The following is an 18,098-nucleotide window of genomic DNA, read 5'->3' as shown; positions in this document are numbered from 1 at the left end:
GCACTCACATTCTATCTCTCAGCACAATCATCTCCATCTCCGACTTCAAAAAAATCTGCGATACTAATGCTCACTATACATCTAAAAACAATAAGCATCCAAAATGCTAATTATAGTATGTTGAAAACTAATTAAAGCCTCCATATTTTTGCAAAAAACATACTATGAGTAGCAATTCCATTTTAGAAATATTCGGCAGAAATGTCCAAAAATATCGAAAGGAGCAACATCTTTCGCAAGAAAAACTTGCGGAATATGCTGGACTTCATCGCACCTATATAGGAATGATAGAGCGGGCAGAAAAAAACATAACCCTCATCAACATCGAAAAGATAGCAAAAGCATTAAATATCAGTCTTACTAAACTATTAGAAAACAACAATGAATAAAAAACAAGGAGAAGGTATTGACAGAAACTGGCATCCCGAATTTCAAAAATACACAGAAGCCATTGTTTCAGCTCCCGAATATGAAGGGCTTTATTTTGAAAGAAAAAAAGACATGCAGATTAAATGGGTTGCCACCAAGAAATCTTCCGCCGGACAGAAACGTCTGGCATGGTGGAACAAGAAATGCGAGGAACTGGGTATTCCCGTAAAATCCGGAAACTATGCCGTTGCAGTCAGGGAGATACATCCTACAAAAAAACATGTATGCCAGATCTGTGGAAAGGCGCTCAGCATATATTATGAATACCCCACTAAGCAAACGCTTTCCAAAATCAACCAGAAACTCGGCATCAAGCTGAATCAGACAGATTATACCATAAAGGAAATAATAGAACAGTTCTGCAAGAATACAGATGACCTGAAAAGCATAGCCGGGATATTCAAAATAAAATCGTTTAAGGATTCAGACGACCTGATCCGGCAAATATATGATACACATGTAGCCAAGTGTTCAGGCAAACTCTCTCCGGGAGCCATGTCAAATTGTCCGGACCGTTTCGACGGCTACCATTCCGACGGACTGTGCTGTCGGCAGTTTACCGACAAGGGCAGGCATACAGACAACATGAAGACCTATATGCAGGACCGACGTGCTTATGAAGAATGGTCCGACGGCAACTATAACCTGGCCAACAGACTGATGGGAGAATACCAGAAAGCTCCAAAGTGCACATGTCCGGTCTGCGGAGAAACAGCTAAAATGACGGCCGACCATATAGGTCCGATTTCACTCGGTTTCTGCCACAGTACGAACTTTGCTCCTATGTGCAAAGCGTGTAACAGTGCGAAGAACAATCGCCTTTCCCTGTCGGATGTCCGTAAGCTGCTGACACTGGAGGCAGACGGCAATCAGGTGGTAAGCTGGCATTCCCAATATATCTGGGACAAGTACAAAAATACGATCACTTCCGACGAAGATGCCCGGAAACTCAGTTCCCTCATGCTGAAATGCCACCAGAACGTATTGAAACTATTCTCCCTTATTTACCAAAAAGGAGGGGAAGAATTTCTCCAGACTTATCTGCATCCTGAATACTCCATGTACGACTACCGTTTTTCGGATTTCAACCCGCTGGAACCCGATAAGCTGAAGATACACGAAAGTCCTCTCGACAGTGAAAACAAGCGGAAAAATCAGAAAAGATACCTGCGCATCGCTTTCGAAAGTCTGAAAAAATTTGACATGAAGAAAAACCGTAAAGTAACATTTTACACAGACCAGTTTTCCCAAGAAACAGCAGCTATCATGCAGAGTATCAAAGCCAGAAATTTCACACAAGCCGACCAGGAAGTCAAGAAACTCATCACACTTCTGTGCGACAAGATTATTGCTTCCGAGTCAGAGTAGATTATAAAACTCTCCGAAAGTGAGTTCTCCATACATGAGCCTGTCGTAAGCCGACGGCTGCACAGGCTCATAATCCATTTCCAGACTTCCTCCCCCGTTTTCCAGTTCCGGCAGCGAACCGATAGCATTTCGTACCGAAACAGACGTTGGCAGATTCCACAGATTCGGTGTCTTGACAGATGGCATGTAAAACAAAGGTAACGGCTGAGGAATGGAAACCTCTTCCAGTGAACCGATGATGAAAACCCGCTTTCTACGCTGCGGAACACCAAATTCCTCGGCATTCAGCTTGATGGGTACATTTACATGATAGCCTATTTCTGTAAAAGCCTCAATAATTTCTTTAATGGCATCCCCCTTACGCATAGTCAGAATACCCGGCACATTCTCCATGACGAAAAATTCCGGCCTCAACCGGTTTACCATTTCAACAAAATCCTTGAACAACTGGTTTCTCTTGTCGTTCGGATCTCTCCAACCCGCATACGAAAATCCCTGGCAAGGCGGACCACCAACGACTACATTCACCGGTGTATTTCCGCAAGCTTCCATAATGCGTACCTTGGTTTCTTCCTGAGTGATATCTCCCAAAATGAAATTCTCAGCCGGTGCATACCGCGAGTGATTATATCGGTTGGTAGCCATGATATTCTTGTCTATCTCATTTGCAGCCACCAGTTGGAATCCGCTCATAATGAACCCTTCCGACATACCTCCGCACCCAGCGAACAAATCCACAAAATTCAGCCCTCTTAAATAAGGCATGATCAGTGAAGCGACGAACCTGGCCAGCAAAGGAGGCACTGCGTTTCCTATCTGCTTGTACTGTGAAGCATTGGAACCCTGAAAGATAAAACTGTCGGGAAACGACTGAAGCCTTGCCGCCTCCCTGTTGGAAAGCACACGACATTGTGAAGGATGCAGATTGCACCCGTTCCCTACCCGATTGAAATAAGTGGCGATCGTATAGCTTGGCCTGTCCCAGCACAACCTGCCGTAATAAGTAGTCCGTCCTCCGGTTTCCCTTATTTTATCCAGGCGAGTATCCGATATGCTCAGAGGAATATCCTGCCAGTTTCCGCCTTCAGGAATGTGAGGAGCTATTTCCGCCTCATGCTTCCCCATCTTAAACACAACATGATTATATAATTTCATCGTACTATCCAGTTTATCTCTTCCGGTGTCAAACCATACAGTTCTCCTACATACCTGTCCAGTTCTTCCTGAGAAGAATAAGTAAAGCTTTCATCCACTCTGTCCAGATCAACTACCGGCAAATCGTCTATTTCGTAATTATTTATATGATTATTAGAGCTGGTCACCTTAAACCGCCAGTTCAACAAACTGCTCTTCAGCAAAATATACATCTTCTTCAAGACTATTTCTTCAGCCGATATATAATTGCAACTATTTCCCAATATATCATTTTCCTCACAATACACAAACCTCAGCCTCCGCGATACCCCCATATTGGAAACCTGCTGACAAATCAGCCTCTTCCTGCCAAAATCACATTTCAGAAATTCAGCCGAACGAGTTTCAAGAAACTCGCTCTTCACATATTCATGATTGACATCCTCAATGTGGTCTTCAGCAATCATGTTTCCCCGTACCAGCCGATACGGTGTCTGCTCTTGCGTGATAAAACGCTTATATAAGGTGAGATCCAGTTCCCCCCGCCTGTTCCGTATTTCAGGATATTCCTTCAGCCTCCGTACCTGCGACAGCTTCTCCAGAATCTCCCATCCCCTGTCCGGTATCAGAGGTATCTCCATGTTTTCCCCGAAAATCTTCCGCACACTTCCGATTTCCACTCCAAAACGTTTCCCGTCTACTTCCACATTTATCTTGCCGGTAATACCGTATCGCTGCAGGTAAAATATATTAGTCGACTGCGTTACATTGTCAAACAGCGGAATGCTTTCTCTAAAGTATTTTATTTCACAGACCTTGTTCTTTTCCAACAAATATTTCCGCAATTTTGTTGTTGACAAATCCGCGAATAATGTAGAAGGGCATATTACTCCCAAATAACCATTCCGCTTAAGCATCCGTATCATCTTTTCAATGGAGAGCTGATACAGATTCAACATTCCCTCCAGCGCATAATGATAAGCACCTGAAGTTCTGAACCAGGACACCCACCTTAAAATCCTGTCAGCTTTATTTCCCGAAATCTTCTTCTTGTCCGGTTTCAGAACCAGATAAGGAGGATTTGAAACAATCACATCAAAGCCTCCGTTTACCTTTCCCTCAAAATCAGAGTTTTTCAACGGACATTCATCAGAAAACATTATATTCTCCTGTATCAGTGCATTTCGCCGAATAATATTTTCACATATTTTTTCTATGTCCGAAGCAGAAGGCTCTTTCAGCCTTGCCAAGGCCTTCATACGAGTAATCGCTACAGCTACAGGGTCTATATCCACAGCAAAAATATTATTCAAAATACTTTTTTCCGGTGGTATAGCATATTCTTTATCCAATATATCGACAATGCAATCATAAAAGCGTCCTGTACCACAGGCAAAATCAAGCACAGACACGTCAGCCCCTGCATCACATCGTGACAAGGTATTTTTCACTATTTCATAAGCGACATAAGATTTGGTATAAACCGCTCCCTTATCAATAAGATTATGCTTCGATTTTTTTCTGTAAACAAGTCCGTTCTTACACTCTATCACTGCATTCAGAAATGCGATGTGCAGTTCTTCACATAAAGAAGGGATTGCCTCTGCCGGAAACTGAGTATAAAGAGAATATTCTCCATCAGGCAAAAATCCATAGCTGCCTGAGATTTCCACCGAGTCCAAAAGTTTTTTTTGGTAAAGAAAAGTATATATAAGACTATTTATCAGAAAGGAATGCACATTTTCTGCCAATGTAACAACTGTTTCCGTATTCAAATCTTGTTCCGAAATCCGATTTGACGACTTATATTTTTCACATTCTTCCGCTATCAGATTATTTTCCAATTTAATAAGTCTGTCAATCATTATTCCTTGCTTGATTTAATTATTTCCGGGACAAAATCCAGTATTTTCGTGCAAAGATAATGTTTTTTGCTTCACCAGCCCCGTTCCTGTTCCGAAAAAACAGCCTCTTCTTTATCTTACGGCTCGCCCAGTCCTCTCACGATCACCTCTACTTCCGGCTTCAGGAAAAACTTGCGATGTTTCTCGTGTCCCAGTGCCGCCAGTCCCTCGCGGATGGAAGGACAGCGGTACATCCACCGGTACAAGTTGCGCCGTGCCGTTTCCGGCGAACGGTTCGGAAAATACAGGCAAGCCAGCTCTGCCTTGCCGTAAATACGCAGACGGAATGTTCCGTCGGATTCATCTTTTTTCATCGTACACCTCACTTTTTACGTCGTACCACCTTCTTGTGCGGAGCCACCCGCTCGAAAGTCAAATCGTCCATCATCTCCTTCAGTACGGCGCCCGGACGAAAATGCACCCATACCTTGCCCAGCATCGACGGACGGAAGTCGGCCTCACACTTCACGCCCTCGCTCTTTACACCCACCTGCAGCGAACCGATGTCGCCCAGCCGGATAATCTCTCCGTTGCACAGCCCGCCGCCTATCTCCTCTTCCAGTGCCGTGAGCACCGCCAGCGTGTCCGCCTTGGTTACCGTGCAGCGTTTCTGTATGCGCACCGCCATGTCGACAAGCGATACCACCCCACGCGCCTGCGCCCGCGCATAGTACGTCACTCCTGCCGAAAGGTCCCGCGGATCAACGCGCGGCACCACCGAATATGTCACCGATCTTTCCTTCATCTTTTTTCTCCTTATACGATTTTCCCGGTACAGCCACATGCACGCCCTCGAACTCGCCGATTTTCGTCATGCTGGGATTGTACCCGTAATACACTTTTCCCGTCGCCCCGTTGCGATGCTTGGCAAGCGTGGCGATACCCATTCCCCTGGTCGAGCAGCCCGTGTCGGGGTCCACCCGGATGTGATACCGTTCGGGACGGTGCAGCAGGATCACCAGATCGGCATCCTGCTCTATCGCCCCGCTCTCGCGCAGGTGACGCAGCTCCGGACTGCCTGCCCGGTCTTCCGCCTGACGGTTGAGCTGGCTCGACACGATGACCGGACAGCCCAGCGAGCGTGCCAGTCCCTTCAGCTTGCGACTGCACTCCGCCACCTCCTGCTCGCGCGTGCGCCCCGGGTTCACCGTGGCAAGCAGTTGCAGGTAGTCGACGATGAGCAGCCCCAGCTCCCCCTTCGCCCGCAGCGACTTGGCGATGATGCAGAGCTGGTCGACGTTGATGTACGGCGTATCGTCCACCTGCACCGGCAGCACACTCATCCGTTCCGCCGTGCGATGCACATCCTCCACCTCCTCCGGCGTGAGCTTCCCCTGCCGGATGCGCAGCGGGTCGGCACGGCTCTCCGCCAGCACCATACGCTCGCCCAGCTCCGAAGCCGTCATCTCCAGCGTGAAGAACACCACCGGCACCCCCGCCATCGCCGCCTGACGTGCAAAGAACAGGTCGAGTGCCGTCTTTCCGTCTGCCGGACGCGCCGCCGTGAAAATCAGGTTGCCCGGCTGCCATCCCCCCGTCATCTCGTTCAGACGCTGCAAGCCCGTAGGCACCCCCGTGAGTCCGTTCACCGACAGCTCCTGCCGGCGGTCTACCAGCGCCACCGTGTCCTCCATCACCTCCGGCATGGGGTGCAGGTGATTCTCCAGCGGCGAGTCGTCGAGCAGTGCCCCCAGTTCGCGCTGCGTATCAATCAGCACATCGTACACGTCGCACGTCATGTCGTTTGCCGCCGCCAGCTCGCGCGTCAGCACCTCCACCAGTTGCCTGCGCAGGAAGTACTGGTACAAGATGGCACAGTGATACTCCAGATGCGCCGACGTAGCCACTTCGCCCGCCAGCTTCGCCACTGCAAACGCACCGCCCGCCTCGTCCAGCCGTCCCGAAGCACGCAGCTCCTCGCACACCGTAAGCATGTCCACCGCCGCCCCCTTGGCATAGAGTGCCTTGATTGCCTCGAACACCGCCCGGTGCGCCGTAATGTAAAACATCTCCGCCCGCAGGCTCTTCAGAGCCGTCGACTGAGCCGAGCGTTCCAGCAGGCAAGCCCCCAGAACCGCTCTTTCAATTTCTTCAGCATACATCATACTCCGCAGTCTTTCAGGTGAACATCAGAGGCAGCTTCTTCCACGCGACTTCCGGAGGCTGTTCCGTCCTTGGAGTTCCGGCGGGCCATCGTCCGAAACGCTACCCGCAGCTCCACCTGAACACCAGCCTGCAATGCCGTCGCCTCACTTTCCGGCAGTTTTCCGCCGGCAGACTCCCCGCAAGCCCCTTTTTCCGTTTCCGTACTACACTCTCCGTCGGCCGTGACACACTTCCTGCCCTCGTACTCGCGGGGAACACTCCCCCCGACGTCCGGCACCACCGCCGCCTCACATTTCCGACCTTCCGTACCACACTGTCCGATGCCCAGGCCATACCCCTTGGCATCCGCACCATTTACCCAACATCCTGCAATCAAACGCAGTAATAAATTCTTCATAGTATTCTCTGATTTTCAAAAATAAAAACATTCTTCACTACCGTATCCTTACCCTCCAACATCCGTCAGTTCATTACAAAACTCTTCATCAACAGATAGTTGAGCGCCGACCTTGCCCGGTCGACAGACGGCAGCATACAGAGATACATCTCCATGTTGCCGATAGCCTCCTCACGCTCGGAGAGCGTCAGTTTTCCCCACGCCTTTCGCGAAGCCTCGATGTCGATGGCAGGCTGCTGCGTCAGCTCGTGATACTGCGTCCAGAACAGGTCGAACGACTGGTCGCTCAGGTTCTTGGGGCGTTCGCCCGACTTGCGGTTCACCTTCAGGTGGCACAGTTCCTCGTAATACAGCAGCTTCAGCTTCGAGCCGTGAGGGGTGTGCGCCGTGCTCACCACCCCTTCCAGTTCCAGCCGGGCGATGAAACGCATCACCCTTCTCTTGCTCCATCCGAAACGCATGCTCAGCTCGCGCAACGAATACTCCATCTCCCCCTTCTTCAGCCCATCCGGTCCATTCCCCTGGTCGCTGAAGCATGCCTTCATAAGCAAATACACGTAGGCTTCCGCATCAGTATGCACCTTGCCGTACATTTCGTCGAACATCGTGTTCAACAATCGCCTCGGAAGAGCCATAAATCCCTGTTTTCCAGGACCCTTTAACTCCATACACATTCCATTTTTTACATTTTTCAATGGTTAAAAACTGCGTAAATCCGTAAAGCGGGACACCGATGGCACCGCAGGTGTCACCACCCACTACACTGATTTACAATTACTTATTCTCGAAAGCGGGACACGGGGGTCACCACCAACGGCACCACCCTTTCCTTTTTATATTAATAAACAAAGATATAATCAAAGGAAGTTTTCCGTTCCGAAAAACATTCCGCACGCCGAAGTCTGATTTCGAAGCCCGATTTAGACCGCCCCGCGTGTCCCGCCGACCGGAAGAACCGGAGCAGAACGGCGGCGAGGGAAACCTGCCCGACCGGAGAAATGTCCGACCGCCCCGCGTGTCCCGCCAACCGGAAGAACCGGAGCAGAACGGCAGAGCCGGAACAAAACAGCGGCGACGGAAAGTTTTCCAGTCCGAAAAAACATTTCAATCCAAAGAATATCCTATCTTTGTCAAAGGAAATATCAGAACCTGATTACAGACGCCGCCGTCCGGTCCGTCAGAAAGTCCGCTTTTAAGCCCCTTCCGGCACACGTTACTGCCAGGTAAACCAGTCGGCAGAAAGGCTTAAAAACATGCACGGCAACATCAGCAATCAGGTTGGTACAACCGGTGTATTTCGGTGTTTTTCCTGCTTTCCAAGTGTAAAAATACTCATCGAACCCCAAAAAAACTCTGCCGTAAACGGCAGAAGAAAAAGGGTTATAAGACTATGGAAACATTATGAAATTCACCAAAATTCTCTACAGCTCATGCGAAATGAGCAAAAAACAGAAAAAATACCTGTTGATAACTCTCAAGCGTTTTCTCGACCGACTATACCGGTCGGCACGCGTGTCAAAAAGTGAAATACAGCGCATTACGGGCACAGGCACCCATACCTGTTCCGATAGTCGCAACTACCAGATCAGTACCCTGTATACGTTCTTCCGAGCGATAGAACAGATACACCAGGTAAAGTTCGAATACCTGACACTGCTGAGAATTATTGAAAAAAGTATCAATAGCGGAACCGAGCTTATTATCTCCGAGGTAAAGCCCGGCGAAGAAATTCCGGAAGGAAGCGAGAAGCTGATGAAACGCCAGCCCAGAAAGAAAGGCAGACAGTAATCTTCCCGCTTGCCTGACTTTTTCTGCGGAAAACAGCCGCTCCGGGCGATGGCGCCTACCGCCGGAAACCTGTGACCTGCCGCCGCAAAAAAAATCGGGAAAAAGACTTCACCGAACGGTATTTTTTATGTAGATTTTGTACAGAAAAAATTATTTTTTGTACAAATTTTGGAAAATCCTCCCGACGTTCTTCCTCACGGATGACCACGTCGGGAGGATTCGTCCTTTCAGTCCGTCCCGCTGCCAGCGGCATAGGCGGCAGACACGCTTTTTTCCCTCTGCTAATTCGCACGAATCCACAAATTTACGAATTGACAAATTTTCCGGAACATTTCCGGTCCTTTCTTCCCCCTTCAACCGTCCCGGCCGTTCAATCACCGCCAAACCGATGAAGATTCACAATAAGTGTTAACGTACGCAAGTAAACCTCCACAAAATGAACCTTTTTGCATAGAAAGTGTTATATTTGTATCGAAGAACGACTTCCTATGCGGCTGTGGGAGCAGGCTCCTAGACAGAAGTACGATGTGCGTCATCTTCCATCTTTTGGAGATAACAAACTGATTCATAGTGCTTTCGAGCGCTGGGAAGGAGAGAAAGGTGTGTCAATTCACCTGCAAGAAATCACGAGACGGAAACCAAAAACCACTATTTACTAAACAAACATTCAATCAGAGAGTCAGCAACTACATTATGTAACTATTTTTCTAAAGCACAATTACACGAAAGTTATGGAAAAAGAACCGGTATGGCTACCCCTTCAGACCGTATACAACAAAGAGCTGCTGGTAGCCGATTACCTCAACACACAAGGTCTGGAATACTACATCCCCATGATGTACGAACTCCGCGACACGGAAAACAGCGGAAAATGCTGTCATGTGCTCGTACCCGCCATCCATAACCTGATATTTGTCCGCCATACATACGATGCCAACTGGTGCCGGCAGTTTGCCTCACAGGCTCCCCTGCCCCTGTACTTCCTGAAAAAGGAACGCAACGGGACAGATTACTGCACGGTAAGCGAGCACGACATGCAGAACTTCATGCGCGCCACCGACCCCGAGATACAAGGCACACGGTTCATCGATTCGGAAAAGCTCCGCGGAAAACGCAGCGTACCCGTCCGGGTAGTGCGTCGCGGTCCCCTCTACGGCGTAACCGGCAACTTCCTCCGCTACGGAGGCCGCCACTACATCGCCATCGAAATGCCTCAAAGCACCGCCCTGCTGAAAGTCAGCTTCACCTGGTGCGAACTAATCACTGAAATGAACGAATAACCCAACGACGAACGACATCCGGAGCACGCCCTCACGGATGCGGAAACCTGTTTCCACAACCCTGGCAGACAGACATCTGCAAAAGTTCGTCACCCCAAACGGAACAGCCGGAAACCGTGAAAAGACCGGATTTTACCCACGTAACCAAAAACTACAATAACATAAACTTCAACAGACAAGCATGAAGATAAAAGCATTATCACTTCTTATTTTTATGGCATGTTCGTCCCTGCTCATGGCGCAGTCGGGCATGACCGACCAGCAAGTACTGGAGTATGCCAAAGACGGAGTCAAACAAGGAAAAGACCAGCGTACCATCGCCACCGAACTGGCACGCCGCGGCGTAACCCGTGAACAGGCCGAACGAGTGAAGAAACTCTACGAACAGCAGACCAACACCGACTCGGACAACCTGACCGGTACCGCCAAAGCCGAAGCACGCCTGCGCGAACAGGTACAAGAAGACAACTCCACGATGCTCGACGAAAAGCCACAGGCACAGGAAGTGGCACAGCAGGATGCCGTATTCGGCCGCAACATCTTCAACACCCGCAACCTCACGTTCGAACCGAACGTCAACATAGCCACCCCGCCCAACTACCGACTCGGTCCGGGCGATGAAGTGGTAATCGACATCTGGGGAGCCAGCCAGAACACCATCCGCCAGCAGGTATCACCCGACGGCACTATCAACCTGGAGCAACTGGGCCCTGTCTTCCTGAGCGGCATGACCATCGACCGCGCACAGCAGTACCTCACCGGCGAGCTCCGCAAGATCTATTCCGACCAGAGCAATCAGATCCGCGTCACGCTGGGCAATACCCGCACCATCCAGATCAACGTGATGGGTGAAGTGGTTCAGCCGGGCACCTACGCCCTGTCGGCCTTCTCCACCGTGTTCCATGCCCTCTACCGTGCAGGCGGCGTGAGCGGTATCGGTAGCCTCCGCAACGTGAAAGTATCGCGCGGCGGACAGATCGTGGCTACGGTAGACGTTTACCAGTTCATCATGCAAGGCAAGACCCGCGACGACATCCGTCTGGAGGAAGGCGACGTGATCATCGTTCCCGCCTACGACGCACTGGTACAGATTACCGGCAACGTGAAACGCCCCATGCGCTACGAAATGAAGAAGGGCGAAACCCTCTCCACCCTGCTGAAATATGCCGGCGGATTCACCAGCGACGCCTACACCAAGAGCCTGCGCATCGTACGCCAGAACGGTAAGGAGTATCAGGTGAACACCGTGGATGATACCGACTACAGCGTGTGCAAGATGCACGACGGCGACGTGGTGACTGCCGAAGCCATTCTGGACCGCTTCACCAACAAGCTGGAAGTACGCGGAGCCGTATACCGTCCGGGCATCTACGAACTGGGCGGCAAGCTGAACACCGTGCGCGAACTGGTAGACAAGGCCGACGGACTGATGGCCGACGCCTTTACGGGTCGTGCCGTACTGTACCGTGAGCGTGAGAACAAGACCCGCGAAGTGAAACAGATCGACATCCGCGCCATCATGGACGGCACCCAGCCCGACATCCCCCTGCAGAAGAACGACGTACTCTACATCCCCAGCATCCACGACCTGGAAGACCTGGGTAACGTACAGATATTCGGCGAAGTAACCCATCCGGGCGACTATCCCTATGCCGACAACATGACACTGGAAGACCTTGTCATCACCGCAGGCGGTCTGCGTGAATCGGCCTCCGTGGTACGTGTCGACGTGGCACGCCGCATCAAAGACCCGAAGAGCACCGAAAGCTCGGCTACCATCGGACAGACCTTCTCCTTCGGCCTGAAGGACGGCTTCGTAGTAGACGGCGAACCGGGCTTCACCCTCCAGCCCTACGACCAGGTATTCGTACGCCGCAGTCCGGGCTACAGCGCCCAGCAGAACGTAACCGTGAACGGCGAAGTACTATACGGCGGAACCTACGCCCTGACCAGCAAGAGCGAGCGCATCAGCAGCATCATCGCCAAGGCAGGAGGTGCCACTCCGTTTGCCTACGTAAAAGGCGCCAAACTGACCCGCGTGGCGAACGAGGAAGAAATCCGCCGCATGCAGGACGTAGTCACCCTGCTCCGCCGTCAGGTAGGCGAAGAGATGATGGACTCACTGGGTATCACCGTACAGCGCACCTTCACGGTAGGAATCGACCTGGAAGCCGCCCTGGCCAATCCGGGCAGTGATGCCGACATCGTATTGCGTGAAGGCGACGTGATCAGCGTGCCGGAATACAACAACACCGTGAAGATAGACGGTGCCGTGATGATGCCGAACACCGTATCCTTCAAGAAAGGCGAAAGCGTGAAATACTACATCAGTCAGGCCGGCGGTTACGGTCAGAACGCCAAGAAGAGCAAGAAGTTCATCATCTACATGAACGGCCAGATAGCCGAAGTGAAAGGCAACGGCAAGAAGCAGATCGAGCCGGGCTGCGAGATCATCGTGCCCAGCAAGCGTAAACGGCAGTTCAATCTGAGCAACGTAGTCGGACTGGCAAGCTCCATCACTTCACTCGGCACCATGGCAGCAGCCATCGCCGCACTGGTAAAATAAACGAATTATCTTACAGCCACAGGAAGCACGGTAAGGAACATTTTATATTATAGCAACTTTTCTCACCCACCGAGCCGTACACCCCTGTGGCCATTTTCCCCTTACACATATATGACTGAAAACAAGAACTATCAGAATCCGGACGTACAGGAACCGGACAGCGATGAAATCACGATAGACTGGATGGACATTCTGCGCCGCATCTACGCTATCCGTAAATCTCTTTACAAGGCAGCCGGCGTAGGCGTAATACTGGGTATCCTCATTGCCCTGAGCATTCCCAAGCAATACACCGTAACGGTTACCCTCTCTCCTGAAATGAGCGGAGATAAAGCAAGCGGAGGACTTGCCAGCCTGGCTTCTTCTTTCTTAGGCGGAAGCGTATCCAGCGGTAGTAACGATGCACTGAATGTAACCCTGGCACCGGATATCGTAGCCTCTACTCCGTTTGTACTCGAACTGTTCAATGCCCGTGTACAGACACTCGACGGGAAACTGGATACTACCTTGACAGCCTACATGGACGAGCAGAAAAAGCCCTGGTGGGGATACATCAAGGCAGCTCCCGGTATGGCTATCGGGGCTATCAAGTCACTTTTCTCCGAAAAAACAGACAGCGTTCCAACTGCCATCAATCCATTCCAATTAACTCAAAAAGAAGCTGCCAAAGTTGCAAGCATAAAACAAGCCATCACGGCCGAAGTTGATAAAAAGACAGCTATGACCACCATTACCGTTACTCTGCAGGATTCGAAAGTAACCGCTATCGTGGCCGACAGTGTAGTGGCAAAACTCCAGCAGTACATTGTAGACTACCGGATCAAGAAGGCGAAGGAAGACTGCGACTACCTGGAGCAGCTTTATCACGAACGCCAGCAGGAATACTACGATGCACAAAGCAAGTATGCACACTATTTCGATAGTAACCGTAATATCGCTTTCCAGAGTGTACGTGCCGAACAGGAACGCCTGCAGAACGATATGAGCCTTGCCTATCAGGTATATAGCCAGGTAGCCCAGCAGTTGCAGGTGGCACGGGCTAAGATACAGGAAGAAAAACCGGTATTTGCGGTGGTGGAACCGGCAACAATACCTCTACAACCCTCAGGAACGAGTAGAAAAACAATTTTAGTTGGAGTTGTATTTCTCACTATTTGTTGTGTGGGAGCATGGAAATTATTAGGTATCTATTTATGGAAAAGCTTAAAAAAGAAAGCCTAATAAGCATAAAAAAAGTAAACAAACGAAGTAATTCCCATCATTCTTAATAAGCAATATCAGGATATACGTATATCATAAAATGAGCATATACTTATTCAAAACAATGATATCGAACATAATATGACTATGACACAAACTAAAAAGATTTATAAGCTACTTGAATCTTATAAATATATATCTTTTGACATTTTTGATACATTAATGTTACGTACCGTATCACATTTTGAACTTATCCACCAAATGGTACAGCAGTTATATTATGAATATTATGGTGAGTTTTTAGAAAATTATCCTAAATTTAGAATGCAAGCAGAAATATCCGCTCGTTCTCTACCTGGAATATCTGAGGTCACCATGGATATGATATATCATGAACTTACCCAATATAATAATGAAATCAAAGCTAGGCTACAAGAGCTTGAAGAAAGATGTGAAATAGAAAATTGTATCCCCAACTTACCTATGATTGAGGTCCTCAATTGGTGTAAAATGCAGAGAAAAAAAATAGTAATAATCACCGACATGTATTTATCTAGAGATACTCTAAATAAAATATTGACGAAAATTGGTGTTACTTATGACTATTTGTTCATTTCAAGTGAAGAAGGATGTACAAAACGAACAGGAAATCTTTTTAATGTAGTATTAAAAAAAATGTCAATTTCTCCATCAGAAATTATTCATATAGGAGATGATTTAAACAATGATATAAATATGCCTCAAACAAAAGGTATTTCATCCATATTGCGATTAATCAATCCTATCATAGATTCTCCATATACAAGTTCTAAAAAGAAACTTTCTTTAGAAGCTGATCATTTATACTCATTACTACGCTTAGACTCTTCAACTAACTTAAAAATGGAATCTGAACATCGTATTGGTTATCATGTATTAGGTCCATTAATTGTAAATTTTTGTCAATGGCTACATCAAATAAAAAAAGAACAAAAGTTAGATAAACTATTATTTGTTGCTAGAGAAGGATACTACATTCTAAAAGTTTATCAAGAAATGTATCCAGACGAATGTTCTGATATTAATTACATCCGACTTAATAAGAATATGCTTCGACTACCTCTTTTAAGTCTAGATAATCCTTGCAAATATTTTATGCAAGCAAAATTGGGCCGTCCCGAATATGAATGGAATCTCATTTTTGACCTATTATACATTTCAGATATTCAAAATGCTCAAAAGCATGTTACATTACAAACTGGATTTTCTGATTTTATCACTAAAATTAGTTTGAAAGATTTAGAAAGAGGAAAATATAATCAAGTTTTGCTATCTCTTTTTGACTATCAAAAAGAAATGATTCACAATCAGGCTAATATGCTTCACGAATATATTAATGATTTAGGAATCTATAATAATAAAGTTGGTTTAGTTAACAACAGCATGAACGGAAGTGGACAATCAATGTTACAAGATTTTATCAAAGCGAGTGGTAAACAATGTGATATAATAGGGCTGCAATTTATAAAAACAGAAAAGTGTAATGCTCTTCTTGGCAGCAAATGCCGAGCATGGCTTACAGAAAATAAATCAATCAGCGAATTCCAAAAATCTCATTTCCATTATAATTGCTTATTATTAGAACATTTTATGTTCGAACCACAAGGAACTTCATTATTTTTGGAAACAAAAAATGGTAAAGTTGATGTAAGTTGTGAATCTCCCCGTACAGAACAAAAAGATTTTGAGAAAATAGCCTCTATACAAAAAAGTGGACTACAATTTACTAAAGATTATATAACACATATAAACTTACAACTTAACACAGAAGGGTTTTATAATTATTTCCACATGCTCTGTCATCCTTATTACAATGACGCACTTCTTCTCTGTCACTTAAATGATGATGATTCAGATGGAGATAAAGAAATATCTAATGTGGAAATACCTTTCAAATGGAAATATTTACTATCAAAAAATATTCCATTCGACATCACTTGGAAAGAAGGATATTTCAAATTAAAAAAAATTCCTGAATGGGGAATTAATATATACCTTATCTCTATTAAATACCAATTCGCTAAGAGTTATATAAAAAAACAAATAAAAAAATTAGTACTTTCATAAGATTCATTTTCCTAACGATAAATAATCCCTAAATAAAATAAGCATTATTCATTTATACAAGAGTATTGATAAAAGAATAAAGTCTTCATAAAATAAGGAAAGAAAAATACACATTATTAAGAATAGATAAAGATGCCAAATCAAAAATATAAATTAAATAATAAACAAATTGCCAGGAATACATTTTTTTTATATTTCCGCATGATGTTAATCATGGCGGTATCCCTATATACGTCACGAATCGTACTTAATGCTTTAGGAGTTGTTGATTACGGAATCAATAATGTAGTAGCAGGTATGGTAGTAATGTTCAGTTTTTTAAACTCTGCTTTGGCACAAGCCAGCCAACGATATATTGCTTATGGAATAGAAAAAGACTCTATAGAGAAACAGAGACAAACATTTTCTATGCTACTTAATGTACATATACTTATTGCAATCGTTATATTTACACTATGTGAAACAATCGGGATATGGCTGTTTTATAACAAATTAGTCATACCTGCAGAACGAATGAGTTCAGCATTCTGGGTTATGCAATTCTCCATTCTTTCTCTTATGGTATCCGTCACTCAAGTCCCCTATAATGCATCAATTTTTGGGCACGAACGAATGAATGCATATGCTTATATTAGCATAGCTGAAGTTTTATTAAAACTTGGAGTTGTAATAACTATTAAGTATTTCTTTCAGGACAAACTAATAGCTTACGGTGCCTTAACAATGGGAGTATCTATACTAACGGCTTTCTTATATAGAATTTATTGTATTAAACATTTCTCAAACTGCCAATATATTCGTTATTGGTCTTCTTCCCTTTTTAGGGAACTCTTCAGTTATACTGGATGGAGTCTTATAGGAAATCTCGCATGGACATTTAACAGTCAAGGAATGAATATACTAATTAATATGTTTTTTGGACCCGTTTTTAATGCGGCACGGGGGATTGCTTCATCAATAGAAGCGAATGTATCTTCATTTCTATACAACTTTACAACCCCAACCATTCCGCCTATAATTAAGTCATATGCTACAGGAAATATTGAAGAAATGATAAAACTAGGTATGCGTAGTTCTAAATTCGGTTTCCTCCTATTCATGTGTCTATCTTTACCACTTATTAGTATTCTAAATACAGTGTTAAATATATGGCTTATTTCTCCTCCACCCTATGCTGGAACTTTTTGCTTTCTTTCTTTGATTTATATTCAATGCAATTCATTATGCGGAACATTACAAAATATGGTACAAGCAACCAAACAAATCAAAAGATTTCAATTAACCAATGGAATCATCAAAATTATGGCATTACCAACTGTTTACATAATTTATAAATGCGAAGGAAACGTAACAGCCTATCTATGGACCCTTATAATATTTTCGATATTAGGACTTTTTGCACAACTTGATGCAGTCAAAAGGGTTATCACAAATTTCAAAATAAAAAATTATATAATTATAGTTATACTACCATCTCTATTTGCCTATATTATCCCGTTTATCATTACATTTTATTGCTACAGAACAACTTTTAATATTATCCAAGCTATTGGAATAGCCTTCCTCAATTTAATCATATGTATATGCTCTGTTTGGTTTATAGGACTTTCTAAGCATGAAAAAAACTGGGCTTTTAACATTATAAAATCGAAAATACATAAAAAATGAAAACAATTATTTATTCCATAGAGGATGAGATAGTATTTCAACACTATAAATTTAAATAAGGCTTGTAAAGAAAGTATATATGTTTACACAATAGACTATAATTAACTAAAATTTTATATATAAAGATATTTCAACGCTCTATATCTCTTAAT

Annotated in this window: 17 protein-coding genes; 10 read left to right on the top strand and 7 right to left on the bottom strand. The window is 45.8% G+C overall.

Features of this window, described 5'->3' with window-relative positions:
* The first annotated feature begins 164 nt into the window (after positions 1-164).
* Both WKT12_RS04690 and WKT12_RS04685 read left to right on the top strand, forming a co-directional pair.
* Positions 165-389: a helix-turn-helix domain-containing protein gene (locus WKT12_RS04690; RefSeq protein WP_340318941.1), complete on the top strand. Its 225-nt coding sequence runs from the start codon at positions 165-167 to the stop codon at positions 387-389.
* The gene (locus tag WKT12_RS04685) at positions 382-1,797 is read left to right on the top strand and encodes a restriction endonuclease (protein WP_340318940.1); all 1,416 of its coding nucleotides are present in this window, start codon (positions 382-384) and stop codon (positions 1,795-1,797) included. Before WKT12_RS04690 ends, WKT12_RS04685 begins: the two co-directional genes overlap by 8 nt.
* Here the strand turns inward: WKT12_RS04685 and dcm are convergent.
* The 7 genes from dcm to WKT12_RS04650 form a co-directional block, all read right to left on the bottom strand.
* A complete protein-coding gene (gene dcm / locus WKT12_RS04680; RefSeq protein WP_340318939.1) occupies positions 1,789-2,952 on the bottom strand; it encodes a DNA (cytosine-5-)-methyltransferase in 1,164 nt (387 codons plus the stop codon). The two genes, WKT12_RS04685 and dcm, sit on opposite strands and share 9 nt — an antisense overlap.
* On the bottom strand, positions 2,949-4,796 hold the full coding sequence (locus WKT12_RS04675; RefSeq protein ID WP_340318938.1) for an Eco57I restriction-modification methylase domain-containing protein: 1,848 nt from the start codon (positions 4,794-4,796) through the stop codon (positions 2,949-2,951). The genes dcm and WKT12_RS04675 overlap by 4 nt, the downstream gene beginning before the upstream one ends.
* Positions 4,797-4,912: 116 nt before the next feature.
* Positions 4,913-5,149, bottom strand: a complete 237-nt coding sequence (locus WKT12_RS04670) for a DUF4248 domain-containing protein (RefSeq protein ID WP_340318937.1) — start codon at positions 5,147-5,149, stop codon at positions 4,913-4,915.
* Between the two features lie 8 nt (positions 5,150-5,157).
* Positions 5,158-5,580: an HU family DNA-binding protein gene (locus WKT12_RS04665; protein ID WP_340318936.1), complete on the bottom strand. Its 423-nt coding sequence runs from the start codon at positions 5,578-5,580 to the stop codon at positions 5,158-5,160.
* The gene (locus WKT12_RS04660; RefSeq protein WP_340318935.1) at positions 5,537-6,940 is read right to left on the bottom strand and encodes a replicative DNA helicase; all 1,404 of its coding nucleotides are present in this window, start codon (positions 6,938-6,940) and stop codon (positions 5,537-5,539) included. The genes WKT12_RS04665 and WKT12_RS04660 overlap by 44 nt, the downstream gene beginning before the upstream one ends.
* Positions 6,937-7,338: a hypothetical protein gene (locus tag WKT12_RS04655; protein ID WP_340318934.1), complete on the bottom strand. Its 402-nt coding sequence runs from the start codon at positions 7,336-7,338 to the stop codon at positions 6,937-6,939. The genes WKT12_RS04660 and WKT12_RS04655 overlap by 4 nt, the downstream gene beginning before the upstream one ends.
* A gap of 65 nt (positions 7,339-7,403) precedes the next feature.
* Entirely contained in the window at positions 7,404-8,006 is a 603-nt protein-coding gene (locus WKT12_RS04650) for a hypothetical protein (RefSeq protein WP_340318933.1), read from the bottom strand.
* Between the two features lie 65 nt (positions 8,007-8,071).
* On the opposite strand from WKT12_RS04650, the gene WKT12_RS04645 reads away from it, so the two are divergent.
* The 8 genes from WKT12_RS04645 (at position 8,072) to WKT12_RS04610 (ending at position 17,946) form a co-directional block, all read left to right on the top strand.
* Positions 8,072-8,491, top strand: a complete 420-nt coding sequence (locus WKT12_RS04645; protein WP_340318932.1) for a hypothetical protein — start codon at positions 8,072-8,074, stop codon at positions 8,489-8,491.
* 248 nt (positions 8,492-8,739) lie between these two features.
* A complete protein-coding gene (locus WKT12_RS04640; RefSeq protein ID WP_340318931.1) occupies positions 8,740-9,126 on the top strand; it encodes a hypothetical protein in 387 nt (128 codons plus the stop codon).
* Between the two features lie 488 nt (positions 9,127-9,614).
* On the top strand, positions 9,615-9,785 hold the full coding sequence (locus WKT12_RS04635; protein WP_340318930.1) for a hypothetical protein: 171 nt from the start codon (positions 9,615-9,617) through the stop codon (positions 9,783-9,785).
* A 72-nt stretch (positions 9,786-9,857) separates the two neighbouring features.
* The gene (locus tag WKT12_RS04630; RefSeq protein ID WP_340318929.1) at positions 9,858-10,406 is read left to right on the top strand and encodes a UpxY family transcription antiterminator; all 549 of its coding nucleotides are present in this window, start codon (positions 9,858-9,860) and stop codon (positions 10,404-10,406) included.
* Positions 10,407-10,587: 181 nt separating this feature from the next.
* A complete protein-coding gene (locus WKT12_RS04625) occupies positions 10,588-12,972 on the top strand; it encodes an SLBB domain-containing protein (RefSeq protein WP_340318928.1) in 2,385 nt (794 codons plus the stop codon).
* Between the two features lie 111 nt (positions 12,973-13,083).
* Entirely contained in the window at positions 13,084-14,193 is a 1,110-nt protein-coding gene (locus WKT12_RS04620) for a chain-length determining protein (RefSeq protein WP_340318927.1), read from the top strand.
* Between the two features lie 126 nt (positions 14,194-14,319).
* A complete protein-coding gene (locus WKT12_RS04615; RefSeq protein WP_340318926.1) occupies positions 14,320-16,278 on the top strand; it encodes an HAD-IA family hydrolase in 1,959 nt (652 codons plus the stop codon).
* 132 nt (positions 16,279-16,410) lie between these two features.
* Complete coding sequence (locus WKT12_RS04610) at positions 16,411-17,946, top strand: lipopolysaccharide biosynthesis protein (RefSeq protein ID WP_340318925.1); 1,536 nt, start codon at positions 16,411-16,413, stop codon at positions 17,944-17,946.
* Positions 17,947-18,098: the final 152 nt, after the last annotated feature.

This window comes from Phocaeicola sp. HCN-6420, from assembly GCF_037890145.1.
In the GTDB taxonomy this organism is placed as follows: domain Bacteria; phylum Bacteroidota; class Bacteroidia; order Bacteroidales; family Bacteroidaceae; genus Phocaeicola.
Note: the sequence above shows the minus strand (reverse complement) of the source record. Positions and strands in the feature narration are given on the sequence as shown.

Coding starts and splice junctions, on each gene's coding strand:
- WKT12_RS04690 (WP_340318941.1), top strand. CDS start 165: ATGAGTAGCAATTCCATTTTAGAAATATTCGGCAGAAATGTCCAAAAA.
- WKT12_RS04685 (WP_340318940.1), top strand. CDS start 382: ATGAATAAAAAACAAGGAGAAGGTATTGACAGAAACTGGCATCCCGAA.
- dcm (WP_340318939.1), bottom strand. CDS start 2,952: ATGAAATTATATAATCATGTTGTGTTTAAGATGGGGAAGCATGAGGCG.
- WKT12_RS04675 (WP_340318938.1), bottom strand. CDS start 4,796: ATGATTGACAGACTTATTAAATTGGAAAATAATCTGATAGCGGAAGAA.
- WKT12_RS04670 (WP_340318937.1), bottom strand. CDS start 5,149: ATGAAAAAAGATGAATCCGACGGAACATTCCGTCTGCGTATTTACGGC.
- WKT12_RS04665 (WP_340318936.1), bottom strand. CDS start 5,580: ATGAAGGAAAGATCGGTGACATATTCGGTGGTGCCGCGCGTTGATCCG.
- WKT12_RS04660 (WP_340318935.1), bottom strand. CDS start 6,940: ATGATGTATGCTGAAGAAATTGAAAGAGCGGTTCTGGGGGCTTGCCTG.
- WKT12_RS04655 (WP_340318934.1), bottom strand. CDS start 7,338: ATGAAGAATTTATTACTGCGTTTGATTGCAGGATGTTGGGTAAATGGT.
- WKT12_RS04650 (WP_340318933.1), bottom strand. CDS start 8,006: ATGGAGTTAAAGGGTCCTGGAAAACAGGGATTTATGGCTCTTCCGAGG.
- WKT12_RS04645 (WP_340318932.1), top strand. CDS start 8,072: ATGGCACCGCAGGTGTCACCACCCACTACACTGATTTACAATTACTTA.
- WKT12_RS04640 (WP_340318931.1), top strand. CDS start 8,740: ATGAAATTCACCAAAATTCTCTACAGCTCATGCGAAATGAGCAAAAAA.
- WKT12_RS04635 (WP_340318930.1), top strand. CDS start 9,615: ATGCGGCTGTGGGAGCAGGCTCCTAGACAGAAGTACGATGTGCGTCAT.
- WKT12_RS04630 (WP_340318929.1), top strand. CDS start 9,858: ATGGAAAAAGAACCGGTATGGCTACCCCTTCAGACCGTATACAACAAA.
- WKT12_RS04625 (WP_340318928.1), top strand. CDS start 10,588: ATGAAGATAAAAGCATTATCACTTCTTATTTTTATGGCATGTTCGTCC.
- WKT12_RS04620 (WP_340318927.1), top strand. CDS start 13,084: ATGACTGAAAACAAGAACTATCAGAATCCGGACGTACAGGAACCGGAC.
- WKT12_RS04615 (WP_340318926.1), top strand. CDS start 14,320: ATGACACAAACTAAAAAGATTTATAAGCTACTTGAATCTTATAAATAT.
- WKT12_RS04610 (WP_340318925.1), top strand. CDS start 16,411: ATGCCAAATCAAAAATATAAATTAAATAATAAACAAATTGCCAGGAAT.